Source organism: Paraburkholderia strydomiana, from assembly GCF_046030495.1.
Classification (GTDB): domain Bacteria; phylum Pseudomonadota; class Gammaproteobacteria; order Burkholderiales; family Burkholderiaceae; genus Paraburkholderia; species Paraburkholderia strydomiana_A.
This window is the reverse complement of sequence record NZ_JAQQCJ010000009.1, coordinates 60,429-74,911: the sequence shown is the minus strand read 5'-3', so window position 1 is coordinate 74,911 and position 14,483 is coordinate 60,429. Positions and strand designations below refer to the sequence as shown.

The 14,483-nt window shown below is 64.8% G+C and carries 14 protein-coding genes; 8 read left to right on the top strand and 6 right to left on the bottom strand.

Going from position 1 to position 14,483, the window contains the following annotated elements:
* Positions 1 to 6: 6 nt before the first annotated feature.
* The 3 genes from PQQ53_RS14020 to PQQ53_RS14010 all read right to left on the bottom strand — a co-directional run bounded on the left by PQQ53_RS14020 (position 7) and on the right by PQQ53_RS14010 (position 2,594).
* Positions 7 to 471, bottom strand: a complete 465-nt coding sequence (locus PQQ53_RS14020) for a RidA family protein (protein WP_121316893.1) — start codon at positions 469 to 471, stop codon at positions 7 to 9.
* 52 nt (positions 472 to 523) lie between these two features.
* Positions 524 to 1,720, bottom strand: a complete 1,197-nt coding sequence (locus tag PQQ53_RS14015; protein WP_408141666.1) for an aminotransferase-like domain-containing protein — start codon at positions 1,718 to 1,720, stop codon at positions 524 to 526.
* 76 nt (positions 1,721 to 1,796) lie between these two features.
* Positions 1,797 to 2,594: a VOC family protein gene (locus PQQ53_RS14010; protein WP_408324512.1), complete on the bottom strand. Its 798-nt coding sequence runs from the start codon at positions 2,592 to 2,594 to the stop codon at positions 1,797 to 1,799.
* Between the two features lie 275 nt (positions 2,595 to 2,869).
* Between PQQ53_RS14010 and PQQ53_RS14005 the strand changes: the two genes are divergently transcribed.
* The gene (locus PQQ53_RS14005; RefSeq protein WP_408324509.1) at positions 2,870 to 4,324 is read left to right on the top strand and encodes an aminotransferase-like domain-containing protein; all 1,455 of its coding nucleotides are present in this window, start codon (positions 2,870 to 2,872) and stop codon (positions 4,322 to 4,324) included.
* 145 nt (positions 4,325 to 4,469) lie between these two features.
* Entirely contained in the window at positions 4,470 to 6,368 is a 1,899-nt protein-coding gene (gene htpG / locus PQQ53_RS14000; RefSeq protein ID WP_408324507.1) for a molecular chaperone HtpG, read from the top strand.
* A gap of 131 nt (positions 6,369 to 6,499) precedes the next feature.
* On the opposite strand, the gene PQQ53_RS13995 is transcribed toward htpG, so the two are convergent.
* Positions 6,500 to 6,772, bottom strand: a complete 273-nt coding sequence (locus PQQ53_RS13995) for a hypothetical protein (RefSeq protein WP_408324506.1) — start codon at positions 6,770 to 6,772, stop codon at positions 6,500 to 6,502.
* Between the two features lie 206 nt (positions 6,773 to 6,978).
* Entirely contained in the window at positions 6,979 to 7,482 is a 504-nt protein-coding gene (locus PQQ53_RS13990) for an OmpA family protein (protein WP_408153874.1), read from the bottom strand.
* 178 nt (positions 7,483 to 7,660) lie between these two features.
* Here PQQ53_RS13990 and PQQ53_RS13985 point away from each other — a divergent pair, with 178 nt between their 5' ends.
* The 6 genes from PQQ53_RS13985 to PQQ53_RS13960 all read left to right on the top strand — a co-directional run bounded on the left by PQQ53_RS13985 (position 7,661) and on the right by PQQ53_RS13960 (position 13,828).
* Positions 7,661 to 8,359, top strand: a complete 699-nt coding sequence (locus PQQ53_RS13985; protein ID WP_408324504.1) for a chorismate--pyruvate lyase family protein — start codon at positions 7,661 to 7,663, stop codon at positions 8,357 to 8,359.
* Positions 8,356 to 8,880 (top strand): DNA-deoxyinosine glycosylase, encoded by a 525-nt coding sequence (locus PQQ53_RS13980; protein WP_408141673.1) that lies wholly within the window; start codon positions 8,356 to 8,358, stop codon positions 8,878 to 8,880. Before PQQ53_RS13985 ends, PQQ53_RS13980 begins: the two co-directional genes overlap by 4 nt.
* Positions 8,881 to 9,230: 350 nt before the next feature.
* Positions 9,231 to 10,154 (top strand): class I SAM-dependent methyltransferase, encoded by a 924-nt coding sequence (locus tag PQQ53_RS13975; protein WP_408324502.1) that lies wholly within the window; start codon positions 9,231 to 9,233, stop codon positions 10,152 to 10,154.
* A 596-nt stretch (positions 10,155 to 10,750) separates the two neighbouring features.
* The gene (locus PQQ53_RS13970) at positions 10,751 to 10,990 is read left to right on the top strand and encodes a DUF3311 domain-containing protein (RefSeq protein ID WP_121316902.1); all 240 of its coding nucleotides are present in this window, start codon (positions 10,751 to 10,753) and stop codon (positions 10,988 to 10,990) included.
* On the top strand, positions 10,990 to 12,540 hold the full coding sequence (gene mctP, locus PQQ53_RS13965; RefSeq protein WP_408141675.1) for a monocarboxylate uptake permease MctP: 1,551 nt from the start codon (positions 10,990 to 10,992) through the stop codon (positions 12,538 to 12,540). Before PQQ53_RS13970 ends, mctP begins: the two co-directional genes overlap by 1 nt.
* Before the next feature lie 163 nt (positions 12,541 to 12,703).
* Positions 12,704 to 13,828, top strand: coding sequence for an FUSC family protein (locus PQQ53_RS13960; RefSeq protein ID WP_408141676.1), 1,125 nt, complete (start codon positions 12,704 to 12,706; stop codon positions 13,826 to 13,828).
* 23 nt (positions 13,829 to 13,851) lie between these two features.
* On the opposite strand, the gene PQQ53_RS13955 is transcribed toward PQQ53_RS13960, so the two are convergent.
* Positions 13,852 to 14,271, bottom strand: a complete 420-nt coding sequence (locus PQQ53_RS13955) for a VOC family protein (protein ID WP_408141677.1) — start codon at positions 14,269 to 14,271, stop codon at positions 13,852 to 13,854.
* Positions 14,272 to 14,483: the final 212 nt, after the last annotated feature.

Sequence of the window (14,483 nt, the reverse complement as noted above, 5' to 3'; positions counted from 1 at the left end):
TATTCGTTACTCGACTTCAGCGATCATCTCGATCTCGACGCACGCGCCGAGCGGAATCTGCGCGACGCCGAATGCCGAGCGCGCATGCTTGCCGCGCTCGCCGAACACGTCGGCGACCAGTTCGGACGCACCGTTGGTGACCAGATGCTGTTCGGTGAACTCGGGCGTCGAGTTGACGAGACTCATCAGCTTGACGATGCGCGTGACGCGGTTCAGATCGCCCACATGCGCATGCAGCGTGGCGAGCAGGTCGATGGCGATCGAGCGCGCCGCGGCCTTGCCTTCGTCGGTGCCGAGCGTGGCACCGAGCTTGCCCGTCCACACCTTGCCGTCTTTCTTCGCAATGTGGCCGGACAGGTACACGGTGTTGCCGCTTTGTGCGCTCATCACATACGCGGCTGCCGGTGCGCCGGCGACCGGCAGTTCGATGCCCAGTTCCTTCAGCTTGTCGTACACATTCGTTTGAGCCATGGTGTCCTCGATCAGTAGTGGAATTCGCTCACGCGGGTCGGGCCGCGCGTGCTCAGAGCTTCGCGCGGATCAGCGCGCCTAGACGCCCGATGCCTTCGTCGATTTTCGCCGGCGGCACCGTGACGAACGACAGACGCAGCGTGTTGTGTTGCGCTTCATTCGCGAAGAACGGACCGCCCGGCACGAACGCGACGTTCTGCGCGACGGCTTCTTCGAGCAGCTTCATGCTGTCGATCTGCGCGGGCAGATTCACCCAGATGAACATGCCGCCTTCCGGGCGGTTCCAGCTCACGCCTGCGGGCATGTTGCGCTCGAGCGCGGACAGCATCGCGTCGCACTGGTTGCGATACAGCTCGCGGATGGTCGGCACGTGCGTGTCGAGGAAACCGTCCTTGATCACTTCGTGCACGATGCGCTGCGTGAAGCTCGGCGTGTGCAGGTCGGTGGCCTGCTTCGCCTGCACGAGTTTGAAGATCAATTCCTCGGGCGCGATGATGAAGCCGACCCGCAGGCCGGGCGCGAGCACCTTCGAGAACGAGCCGAGATAGACGATGTGTTCCGGCGCCATCGACAGCATGGTGGGCAGCGGTTCGCCCGCGTAGTCGAGCGCGCCGTACGGATCGTCTTCGATCACCGGGAACGGCGCGGTCTTCGCAAACTCGGCGAGCGCGCGGCGGCGTTCGATCGGCAGACGGCGGCCGGTCGGATTCTGGAAGTTCGGCTGCGCGTACAGCAGGCGCGCGCCCTTCGTCAGTTCCGCCGTGAGCGCCTCGGGGATCAGGCCTTGTTCGTCGGTGGCCACCTGCACGTAGCGCGGCTCGTACATCGAGAACGATTGCAGCGCGCCGAGGTAGGTCGGCGTTTCGACCAGCACCGGGCTGTCCGGGCACACCAGCACTTTGCCGAGCAGATCGAGCGCCTGTTGCGAGCCGGTGGTAATCAGCACCTGGCTTGCGCGAATCTGCGCGCCGTTGACCGAATAGCGCTGCGCGATCCATTCACGCAGCGGCGCGTAGCCTTCGGTCGCGCTGTATTGCAGCGCCGCGGCGGGCGAATCGCGCAGAATGCGGTCGGAGGCTTCGCGCATGCGCTCGGCCGGGAAGGTGGCCGGCGAGGGCAGGCCGCCGGCGAACGAAATGACTTCGGGCCGTTCCGTGACCTTCAGGATCTCGCGGATCGCGGAGCTCGTGAGCTTGCGCGCGCGTTCGGACAATTGCCACGTCGGGGCTTTCAGGTCGCTTTGGTCCATGCTCTCCTCTGCTTGGTATTTCTGGAACCGGTCAAAACTTCAATTATCGCGCGAGTCGGCGACCCGCGCGCGCTGCTTATTTGAGGGTCCGGAGACCATCGGGTGTTTCAAATTCGGCGACGAGCGCGGCGGCGCCGTCGGTGGACTGCAATTCGAGCAGATGCGCGGCGCCGAGCCACTGCAATTGCGCCCGCACCGGATCGGCTTGCGGATGCACGGCTTTTAGCGCTTTCAGCGCGATGCCCGTGGGCGGCAGCGCATCCGACGGATGGCGCGGCGAGTCCCATTGGATCAGCGAGGGCAGCACGCCGTCGCCCGCGCCTTGCCAGGCCGGGAAAGCGCCGTCGTCAGGCACCGACAGGCCCCAGGTGAAATCGCCGCGCGTCATCGGCACGATGGGCGGAATGCGCTGTGGAAACTGCGCTCGCCACGTTCTCAGCTGCTTCGGGCGTTCGACCCGGGCGACCCAGTGCGACAGATACGGGCCGTTTTCGAGCCGCGCGTGCGTCGCCGGGTCGTCGAGGGCGAACAGGCGGGGGCGCGGCGCGCCGGCGTCGGCGGAGGCGGCGGGGTCGGCAGAAGCGGCAGAAGCGGCAGAAGCGGCAGAAGCGGCAGAAGCGGCAGAAGCGGCAGAAGCGGCAGAAGCGGCAGAAGCGGCAGAAGCGGCCGCCGGCGCGGCGTGCGGGTCGATCGCGATCACTTCCAGATAGACGCCGCCCCACAGATTCAGCAGCCGGTTGTGGGTGCGCATCAGCGGATGCGCACCGCCGCCAGCCGGCGCGACGCCGAGCGTATCGGCGACGTACTGCGTGCCCTCGTCGAGGGTGCGCGCTGAAACCACGAGGTGATCGAGACGGAGCGGATGAGCTGTCATGACGGAGCGAGGAAACGGTTTTCTGCGGTAAGCCGGTGCGCGCCAGATGTGGCGGCGCTGCTGCCCGGGCCGTAAGCATAACCGTTTGCCAGATCGGCGGGCCATGCGGATGGTGTCGGGACCGGGGTTGCCGGATCGGTTGCGAGCGGCGGAACCCTTGTCCGCACGCTTTGGCGCTGCCTCACCATCCTTTGTCGAACTCAAATGTAACGGCGGCGACCGGCACAGTAACGGTACAATCGATTCGATACTGTTCGGTACAGTTGGAGCCCGTCATGTCTGTCTTGCTTGCCCAGATTCCCGCCCCGCACGATACGTCAGCGCTGACGCTGGTCGAGCAGCTCGTGCAGTGGGCGCGCCGCCGTATCGAGGAACGCGTGTTCCGCCCCGGCATGCGCATGCCGTCGATCCGCAAGCTCGCGCTCGACAAGGGCGTGTCGCGCTTCACGGTGGTCGAGGCGTATGAGCGGCTGGTGGCGCAAGGGTATCTGGAGTCGCGGCGCGGCTCCGGGTTCTATGTGCGCGAGCGGCTCGCCGGCGCGCCGGTCACGGAAATTCGCCCGCCTGCCGAGGGCGCGCCCGCGCCGGCCAAGATCGACGTGGTCTGGCTGTTGCGCAACATGCTGTACACCGGCACGCGCCCCGAGCGCAGCCCGGGTCTCGGTTATCTGCCCGCGCGCTGGCTCGACGGCGACCTGATTACCAACGCATTGCGCACGCTCGGGCGGCAAAGCGGCGCGCAGATGCTCGGCATCGGCACGCCGCAGGGTTTCCTGCCGCTGCGCCAGCAATTGCAGACGCGGCTCGAAGAACTGGAGATCGGCGCGTCGCCGGAGCAGATCGTGATGGTGTCGGGTGTCACGCAGGCGATCGACCTGATCTCGCGCATCTACGTGAAGCCGGGCGAAGCGGTGATCGTCGGCGATCCGGCCTGGTTCCAGATGTTCGGCTGCTTCGCGTCGCAAGGCGCGCGGCTGGTCGGCATGCCGTACACGCCGGACGGCCCCGATCTCGACGCGCTCGAAACGCTCGTTCAGACGTGGCGGCCGAAAATGCTGGTGATCAACTCGGTGTTGCAGAACCCGACCGGCACGTCGCTGACGGCGGCCCAGGCGTTCCGCATTCTGCGCCTCGCCGAAGCGTACGATTTCATCGTCGTCGAAGATGATATTTACGGCGATCTATGCCCGCCGAGCCATCCGGGCACGCGCCTCGCGAGCCTCGACCAGTTGAAGCGCGTGATCTACCTCGGCAGTTTTTCGAAGACGCTCGCGCCGAATCTGCGCGTGGGCTTTATCGCGTGCGCGCCGGAGGTGGCGACGGCGGTCAGCAACCAGAAGATGCTGGTCGGCATGACGAGCCCCGAGCTCAACGAGCGCGTCCTATATAAGATTCTGACCGAGGGCCACTATCGGCGGCATGTCGAGCGATTGCGCGCGCGGCTCGACGGCGTGCGCGAAAAGTCCGCGCGGATGCTGGAAAAGACCGGCATGAAGCTGTTTCTGACGCCCGCGGCCGGCATGTTCTTATGGGTCGACACGGGCGTCGACGCGGGTTCGCTGGCCGCCGCCGGGCACGAAGGCGGCTTCCTGCTGACGCCCGGCAGCCTGTTTTCACCGCAGCAGTCGCCGACGACGTGGATGCGCTTCAATATCGCCAATTGCGGCGACCCTGAACTGGCGACGTTTCTGTGCCGCTATCTCGACAGTGTCGCGCGGCGCGCCTCTTGAAACCGTGCCGGGTCGTCCCCAGTTAGGCGCACGATCTGGTGGCCGGCATACCGGTGGCCCGGCCGGCCGCACCGAACGGCGCGGGCGCCCGAGTACCCCGCCTGACCTGATGAACCCCCATTCGCAACAGAGAGGAAGTCCGACCATGGCACAAGAAACCATGAGCTTTCAGGCAGAAGTGAAACAGCTTCTGCAACTGATGATCCATTCGCTGTACAGCAACAAGGAAATCTTTCTGCGCGAGCTGATTTCCAACGCATCCGACGCGGCCGACAAGCTGCGCTTCGAAGCGATCGAAAACAGCGCGCTGTACGAGAACGATCCGAACCTGCGAATTCGCGTGTCGTTCGACAAAGACGCGCGCACCGTCACGCTCGACGACAACGGCATCGGCATGAGCCGCGACGAAGCGATCGCGAACCTCGGCACGATCGCGCGCTCGGGCACCAAGGAATTCTTCGGCAAGCTCTCCGGCGACCAGCAGAAAGATGCGGCGCTGATCGGCCAGTTCGGCGTGGGCTTCTATTCGGGCTTCATCGTCGCGGACAAGATCACGGTCGAAACGCGCCGCGCCGGTTTGCCGGCCTCGGAAGGCGTGCGCTGGATCAGCGCGGGCGAGGGCGATTTCGTGGTGGAGCAGATCGAGCGCGCCGCGCGCGGCACCACCATCACGCTGCATCTGCGTGCCGATGAGGACGAGCTGCTGTCGGCCCATCGTCTGAAGTCGATCATCCAGAAGTACTCGGACCACGTCGCGCTGCCGATCCTGATGCAGAAGGAAGAGTGGGACGCGGAAAAGAGCGCGATGGTCGCGAAGGACGAGGACGAGACCGTCAATCAGGCGAGCGCGCTGTGGACCCGCGCGAAGAACGACATCAGCGAGGAGCAGTACAAGCAGTTCTACCAGCACCTCGCGCACGATCATCAGGACCCGCTCGCGTGGACCCACAACCGTGTGGAAGGCCGCAGCGAATACACGCAACTGCTGTACGTGCCGAGCCACGCGCCGTTCGACCTGTGGAACCGCGAGCAGCGCGGCGGGCTGAAGCTGTACGTGAAGCGCGTGTTCATCATGGACGACGCCGAGCAACTGTTGCCCACGTATCTGCGCTTCGTGAAGGGTGTGGTCGATTCGAGCGATCTGCCGCTGAACGTGTCGCGCGAAATCTTGCAGGAAAGCCGTGACGTCAAGGCGATCCGCGAAGGCGTGACGAAGCGCTCGCTCTCGATGCTCGAAGAACTGGCCAACTCGGAAAACGAAGCCGATCGCGAAAAGTACGCCGGCTTCTGGAAGGAATTCGGCCAGGTGCTGAAGGAAGGCATCGGCGAAGACTTTGCGAATCGCGAGCGCGTCGCGAAGCTCGTGCGCTTTGCTTCCACGCATACGGAAACGCCGGAGCAGACCGTCTCGCTGGCCGACTATGTCGCGCGCATGAAGCCCGAGCAAACGAAGATCTACTACGTCACCGCCGACACCTGGCAGGCCGCGACCCACAGCCCGCACCTCGAAGTGTTCCGCAAGAAGGGCGTGGAAGTGCTGCTGCTGACCGATCGCGTCGATGAGTGGATTCTCTCGTACCTGACCGAATTCGACGGTAAGCCGCTGCAAAGCGTGGCGCGCGGTGATCTCGATCTGGGCGCGTTGAACGACGAAGAAAAGCAGGCGCAGGAAAAGGTGGGCGAAGAGTTCAAGCCGCTCGTCGAGAAAATGAAGGAAGCACTGAAGGACAAAGCGAAGGACGTGCGGTTGACGTTCCGCCTGACCGACTCGCCGTCGTGCCTGATCGCCGACGATGGCGAAATGAGCGGCTACCTGCAACGCATGCTGAAGGCCGCAGGTCAGCAAGCGCCGTCGTTCCATCCGATTCTCGAAGTGAATCCGGAGCATGCGCTGGTGAAGGGCTTGCACGCGGACAGCGCCAACTTCGACGACTGGTGTCACCTGTTGTTCGATCAGGCTTTGCTCGCCGAAGGCGGCGCGCTGGAAGATCCGGCGAGCTTCGTGAAGCGCACCAATGCGCTGCTGCTGTCTCGTGCGAATTGAGCATGAGCCGACAGCGTCGCACTGACGCTCGTTGCTGAGAAATGCGCTGCTTCGGCAGCGCATTTTTTTTGCCCCCCGCGCGACGGTGCGATGGCGGCTCGGCGGTGTCAGCCCGAACGGTCAGCGAGGATTCATTGAGCGGTGGAGACCGTGGCCGTCAGATGACGCACTTGCGCCAGCACGCAGCCGGCCAGTTCTTTTGCCTCGTGACTGGAGGTGTTGTCGCCGAGTACCTTGGCCGCGAGACTGCCGATGGCTTTGCTGGTTTGCTTCGACGTGTGGTGTTGCGCTAGTGCCGAGCCGGCCAGTTCTTTCTCGCGAAGCGGGGCGTCGCTGCGCCGCAAAACGAGCGCCGCAAGATGAGCGATACGCGCAGAAGTTTCTGCATGATTTCCGATGTTCAATGTGACTCCCTGGTGTTTTTATCGAAGCAGCCGACGGGCCGAAGTTTCATCCGGCGTCGGCCTGAATTAATGATGGTTAGCTAAACAAAATCGATCAACGTCCATAAATGGAGATCGGGATGTTGATTATGAAAATCCTGGTTTGTCTTATGTCGATGCGTCTTAAACCAGGAGCCCGGAAGATTCATGCGCTATTTCCGGGCTAATTATTTACCCATCAACGTATCGAGCCTCTCGCCGCGCACGATGATTTCCGTACGGCGATTCAACGCACGGCCTTCGGGGGTATCGTTACTCGCCACCGGGTTGTTATACGCGTTGCCCTTCGTGCGGATGCGATCCTGCGCCACGCCGCGTGCGACCAGTGCATAGCCCACCGAGGTCGCACGCGCTTCGGATAACTGCTGGTTGTAGTCGAGCGTGCCGACATTGTCGGTATAGCCCTCGACGACGATCGGCTTCCTGCTACGCTTGAGCAGCACGGCGGAGCGATCGACGACCGCGCTCGAATCGGCCCGTACCTCGGATTGGTTGAAATCGAACAACGCGGTTTCGGGCAGCTTCACCGCGACGCCGTCCGCCGTGCGCGTCACTTCGATGCCGACCGCCTTGTTCAGCGAGGTTTCCTTGTCGCGATCGAGCGGGGCGGTGCAGCCCGCCATCAGCAACACCGACACCGCGCATGCGGTTGTGCCCAGGAATGTCTTCATCTCTTCTTTCTCCTTGATGTTTGTTTGAAGCACGGAGGTTTTATCGCGCGCCGCAAAGAGGAGAAATCAGATCCTTCCGAAAACGACATGTGCATTGATGCGCGGCGCGCGGCGGCGCGCGGCGGCGCTCGGGTGCGTGAGAAATCTCCGGATGGCCACGCCGTTATAATCCGACACCATGTCTATCCGTTTCGATGCTGCCGACGCCCACTGGCGTGTCTCGCCCTTACCCGGCCTGAGCGCCGCCCAGAAAGACTGGTTGACCCGAGGTGGTTCGCTGACCGCGCATCTGCGCGCGCTCGGCCCGGTCGCGGTGCGCGTCACGCGCGAAGGCGTCGCGCTCCCCTGGCCCGACGAGGCGGCCGCGCTCGGTCTCGCGCCGCGCGCGCCCGTGTGGGTGCGCGAAGTGGTGCTCGCGGTGGCTGGCGTGCCGTGCGTCGCGGCGCATAGCGTGACGCCGCGCGCGGCGAGCGTCGGCGTGTGGCAGGCGACGCGGCGTTTGCGCACGCGCCCGCTCGCGGAACTGCTGTATAGCGACAGCAGCGTGGCGCGCTCGTCGCTGGTGAGCCGCAGGGTGGGCGCGCGTCATCCGTTGTATTGGCTGGCGGCGCGGGAAATCGGCGCTGGGAATGCGCGAGCGCCGCATGCGTTCGTCGCGCGGCGCTCGGTGTTCGAGCGGCATGGCGCGCCTTTGATGGTGACGGAGTGTATGTTGCCGGCGCTGTGGGAATGTGTGGCGGCTTCCGCGGGTTCGCGCGAAGAGCGCGGTTTCGCTTCACGCGAGGACGCCGGGCACGCCACGCATACGGCCTTTGCGCGCCAGCGCGAACACGGCCGGCCACTCGCGCGATGCCGTGACGAGGGCCAGCGCTCATGACGTTCAAACGCTGCTTTGCGCCGGTCGTCGATGCTCGTACACGAGTGTTGATTCTGGGTAGCTTGCCGGGTGAGAGGTCGTTGGCGCATGGGCAGTACTATGCGCACAAACAGAACCGGTTCTGGCATCTGGTCGGGGATGTCATCGGCGCAAACCTCAGCGCGATGGAATACGACGAACGTTTGCGCACGCTCCTCGAACACCGCATCGGACTATGGGACGTGGTCGCCGAGGCGCGCCGCTCCGGCAGTCTCGACAGCAACATTCGCGATCATGCGAGCAACGATCTCGTCGGCCTTATCGGGACGCTGCCCGAACTCGCCTGCGTTGCCTTCAACGGCGGCACGGCGGCGAAGATCGGCGAGCGTGCCCTTGGCGAGCGCGCGAGCGGGTATCGCATGCTCAGGCTTCCATCGAGCAGCCCCGCGCACGCGACGATACCGTATGCGGCCAAGCTCGAAATCTGGCGCAACATCCACGATTGTCTGCATGAGGACGGCGAGTGCGGGCGGCTGCGGTAGTCGGCGCAGCGCGCTGTCCGCGCCACCGTTGCCACGCTGCACGCGAGCGATGCATCAAGGCGCGGTTTGGGCTGTCATTGAGCCGATGGTGTAGTGCAATCCACTTGCAACCTCGGTTCAGCGCATCGCACAGAAGGAAATTCAGAGCGACGGCTCGTCGGATACCGGCTCGCTTTCGTGCATGGCCGGGCGAATCGCCGACGTGACGCCGTCACGCGGCCCGAACCGGACGCGCGAGCGGTCCGCGTTCCGTTGGCCCGTCGACACGGAGCTGCGTCGACAACCTGAACCTCGGCGAGTGCTATGCTCTCGTTCGACCAAAAATTGCGTCTCTGGCGCGACATCCTCACATGACGAAACTGATCAAGCGCGCTTCGGCCGAGGCGCGCGCCTTCCGCAACCGTGACACCGACGCGTTCGCCGGCAAACAGAAAACCGCGCCAACCACCACGCGCAACAAGCGCGCCGCGCTCGACGACGATCTGCACGACGCGCCGCAAATCGAAGCGCCGCGCAAGCCGCGCTTCGCCCCGGTGACGTTCTCGGAAGAGGGCGGCGTGCGCTTTCTGCACTTCGGCACGGAATGGGTGCAAGGCGCGATGCGTCTGCGCAAGCCGGATCACATCGAACTCGAATACGCGCAGCAGATGATGGCCTGGCTGCTGTTCATCGAAACGCCGAAGCGCGTCGTCCAGCTGGGTCTGGGCGCGGCTTCGCTGACCAAGTTCGCGCACCGCTTCCTGACGGGCGCGAAGGTCGAGGCGGTCGAGGTGAACCCGGCGGTCGTGGTGGCCGCGCGCACGATGTTCGAACTGCCGCACGACGATGCGCGTCTGACCGTGCATGAAACCGATGCGTGGGACTTCGTCAACGACCGCGCCAATCACGGCACGATCGGCGCGTTGCAGATCGACGTCTATGACGCGACGGCGCGCGGCCCGGTGCTCGACAGTGTCGGCTTCTATCGCGCGGTGCGCGCGTGTCTGACCGATGCGGGCGTGGTGACGGTGAATCTGTTCGGCGATCATCCGAGCTTCGTGCGCAACATGAAGCGTCTGAACGAAGCGTTCGACGGCCGCGTGGTCGCGCTGCCGGAAGTGCACGACGGCAACCGCATCGCGATTGCGTTTTCGGGGCCGGCGCTCGATGTGCCGTTCACCGCGCTGCAAACGCGCGCGAAGCTGATCGAAGCGGAACTCGGCTTGCCGGCGCGCAAGTGGATCAAGGGTCTGCAGGAATCGACGGGGCAAAAGGGCGCGTCGTTTTCTATCTGAGTGTGGAAGCGGGCGGGGCCGGGTAGGTGCCGCCTCACGGCGTTCCGGCCGCTTGCGGGATGCCTCGGGGTGCTGGGGAATGTCGGAGGTTCGGCGTTCCCCGGGCGCTTGGATTGCTCCAGGTGTGTCGTGTCAGCAACGCCCAGGCAAAGCTGAAGTACCTCAACCACGCCGCACACGATCTTCTTTGACCGAGGCCCGCCCGACGCTCCAGCAGCCTCTACGCGGCGACAACGCCCACACAGGCAAGCAGCGCTAAGCATCAGCTCCTTGCGCGGCTACGCCTGCACAGGACGCCCCGCATACAGCAAGCCCCCCGCACAGCAAGCATCGCTCCCGCCCCTCGCCGTTCCTTTCGAGTCATCGCCGCACCCCCGCGCCTGACTCCCAGCCATACTCCATCGCGCATGTCCCCGTGTCACCGCAGCGTCCCGCCTCGGGTCGTCCCTGCTTGACCGCGCGTTCGCGGCTCCTATACTCTTTCGGAGCTTTCTTCGGGGCGCCCGTGGCCACCCGCGGGGCGGCCACCCGCTGTGGGATCCACCTCCCGTCAAAGACACGGGCCAACAATTCAAAAATAGGAAAGAGGAGACGTCATGGCTCACGACGCCGACGCGAACAAGGCCAGCAAGCACTGGCTCTGGTTGCTGCTACTGCCCTGGATCGCGATGATCTGGGTGCCGTCATACAACAGGATCGAACCGCAGCTGTTCGACTTCCCGTTCTTCTACTGGTATCAGCTCCTGTGGGTGCTGATCAGCGCCGTCATCACGGCGCTCGTGTACTTCAAGACCAAATCGCGCTACACGGGCCGTTCGGAAGGGGGCGCGCAATAATGAACGCCACAGCAACTTTCGTCTTCGTCCTGTTTTTCATCGGCGTCACCATTCTCGGCTTCGTCGCGGCCCACTGGCGGCGCGGCGATCTCGCCCATCTGGAAGAGTGGGGTCTCGGCGGCCGGCGCTTCGGCACCATCGTCACGTGGTTCCTGCTGGGCGGCGACCTGTACACCGCGTACACCTTCATCGCCGTGCCGGCGCTGGTGTTCGGCGCGGGCGCAACCGGCTTCTTCGCGCTGCCGTACACGATCCTGATCTATCCGTTCGCGTTCGTCGTGTTCCCCAAACTGTGGAGCATCGCCAAGCGTCACGGCTACGTGACGTCCGCGGACTTCGTGTCGGCCCGCTACGGCAGCCGCATGCTCGCGCTGGCGATCGCCGTGACCGGCATCGTCGCGACCATGCCTTACATCGCGCTGCAACTGGTCGGCATCGAAGTGGTGATCGGCGCGCTCGGTTTCGACACCAAGGGCTTCGTCGGCGATCTGCCGCTGATCATCGCGTTCGCGATTCTCGCCGCGTACACGTACACGTCGGGCCTGCGCGCGCCGGCAATGATCGCGGTGGTCAAGGACATCCTGATCTACGTGACGATCTTCGCCGCGATCATCGTGATTCCGCCGCAACTGGGCGGTTTCAGCCATATCTTCAGCGTGGTGCCGCCGGAGAAGCTGCTGCTGAAGTCGCCGGACGTGTCGAGCCTGAACGGCTATAGCGCCTACGCAACGCTCGCGGTCGGCTCGGCGCTCGCGCTGTTCCTGTATCCGCATTCGATCACGGCGGTACTGTCGTCGAAGTCGGGCAACACGATCCGTCGCAACATGGCGCTCCTGCCGGCCTATTCGCTGGTGCTCGGCCTGCTCGCGCTGCTCGGCTTCATGGCGCTCGCGGCCGGCGTGAAGGACATGCCGGAATTCGTGCCGTACTTCAAGGCCTTCGGCCCGAACTTCGCGGTGCCGGCGCTGTTCCTGCACTTCTTCCCGTCGTGGTTCGTCGGCGTGGCGTTCGCGGCGATCGGTATCGGCGCGCTGGTGCCGGCGGCGATCATGTCGATCGCGGCGGCCAACCTGTACACGCGCAATGTGCACAAGGAGTTCGTCAACCGCAACATGACGCACGAGCAGGAGACCAACGTCGCGAAGCTGGTCTCGCTGATCGTCAAGGTCGGCGCGGTCGCGTTCATTCTCGGTCTGCCGCTCACGTACGCGATCCAGTTGCAGCTGCTCGGCGGCATCTGGATCATCCAGACGCTGCCGGCCATCGTGCTCGGCCTGTACACGCGCGTGCTCGACTACCGTGGCTTGCTGATCGGCTGGGCGGTCGGCATCGGCACCGGCACGTGGATGGCGGTCTCACTGAAGCTGGCCAGTTCGATCTTCACGATCCATCTGTTCGGCATGGCGATCCCGGGTTATGCGGCGGTGTGGTCGCTGATCGTGAACCTGGTGGTGTCGGTCGTGGTGAGCCTGCTGGTGCGCGCGTTCGGCATGCAGCGCGGCGAAGACCGCACCCGTCCGGAAGATTATCTGGACGTGGTCGAAGGCTGAGCGCAACGGCATGGCGCCGTGACGCCTGGCTCGGCCGGGCGTCGTTGTCGATAGGCCTGAAAACCGCAGCGCCCGCAGACGAAAGTTTGCGGGCGTTTGTCTTTACCGGGCACTCCAGGGCAGGATAGCGAAACTGTCCTTTCCAAGCGTGGGTCGCGCCGCCATGGCATCTGCCGATTCCCATCCCGTGATTCCACGCCGCTCGGCGCTCAGCCGGATGGTGCGCGCCGTGACGTCGCCTTACTACCGCTATCGCCACGCGAAGGTGCTGCACAGCCTGCGCGTGGGCCTCGCGATGCTGTTCTCGATTCTCGCCACCAGCGGTATCGATATACCGCACGGCATCTGGTCGTCGGTGACGCTGCTGGTGGTGATCGGCGGTTTGCAGCATCACGGCAATATCCGCAAGAAGGCGGCGGAGCGGGCAGCCGGGACGCTGCTCGGGGCGTCGATCGGGCTGCTGCTGATCGTGCAGCAGAATCTGGTCGGCTCGCTGCCGCTCACCTATGTGCTGATGGCGATCATCGCGGCAATCTGCGCGTGGTTCGCGATCGGCTCGTCCGGCTATGTCGGGCTGCTGACGGCGATCACGATGTGCATCGTCGCGGGTCACGGCGACAATCTGATCGACGTCGGCCTGTGGCGCACGCTGAACGTGCTGATCGGTATCGTGATCGCGCTGGCGTTTTCGTTCGCGCTGCCGCTGCACGCGACGTATTCGTGGCGCTACGGCCTCGCGGCCAACCTGCGCGAATGCGCGTCGATCTACGCGCGGCTGCTGGATGGCGAGACGATCAGCGAAGAGGAGCAGGTCAAGCGCTTTCTGCAAATCAACCAGCGGCTGGTGCAGTTGCGCTCGCTGATGCCGTCGGTGGCGAAGGAAATCGACGTGCCGCAGGCGAAGCTCGAAGAGATCCAGCGGCTGCATCGCTCGGTGCTCAGCGCGCTGGAATTGCTCGCGACCGGTCCGCTCATGCATGCCGACGCCGTGGCGCGCGCCGCGTATGCCGCGCGCTGCGGCGTCGAGGTCCGCGCGGTGCGGGCGATTCTGCTGGCGATCGCCCGCGGGCTGCGCTTTGGGCGCGCGACGCAGTTCGGCATTCCGGCCGCGTCGCCGCTCGGGCAGACGTCGGGCGACGGGGCGCTCAGGCTGCCGCCCGATCTGCAGGGGCCGTATTGGCTCGGGCAGCGGCTCGCGGAGCAGGTGGAGCGGCTACGCGCGCTGTTGCTGGAGACCGAGCCGAACTGGAATATCGAGCGGCATTCGCGCAGTTTGCTGAAGGGGTAGGGCGCGCGGCCGCCGACGACGCTTTAAGGCTTGTCCGGCACCGTCACCATCCACATGAGGCCGAAGCGGTCCACCACCATCCCGAAGCCCTTGCTCCAGAACGTGGCCTGAAACGGCATCACCAGCTGGCCGCCGTCGGCGAGCGCGTTGAAGTAGCGCTCGGCGGAGGCGGCGTCGTCGGCCGTCAGCGACAGGCTGAAGCCGCTCATCGGACTGGCCGCGGGATCGCCATTGCCGTCGGACGCCATCCAGGTGGTCGAGCCCATCCGCACGTTCGCGTGCATGATTTTTTCTTCGAGATCGGGGCGCGGCTGGTGTCCCGAATCCGGCGGCGCCTCCTTGAAGCGCATCTTGAAGGTGACTTCGGCGCCGAGCTTCTCGCAGTAATACGCGAGCGCTTCCTCGCAACGTCCGTTGAAAAACAGGTAGGGCTGAACTTCCATGATCGTCTCCCGGAACTGGTGTGCGCACCGTCAGCCCGGAGCCAGCGGCGCCGGGGAGCGGGCGTGGAATCGATTGTAGTCGTCCGTCCTGGCGCCGATTGTGACGTTATTGCGTAGGAAAAGTGTAGGAAAAGCGGTGATGCGGGCGGCCTCGAACGATGGCGCCGCCTTGTAAACGGCGAGCGGCCCCGAACCGCGAGGTCCAGGGCCGC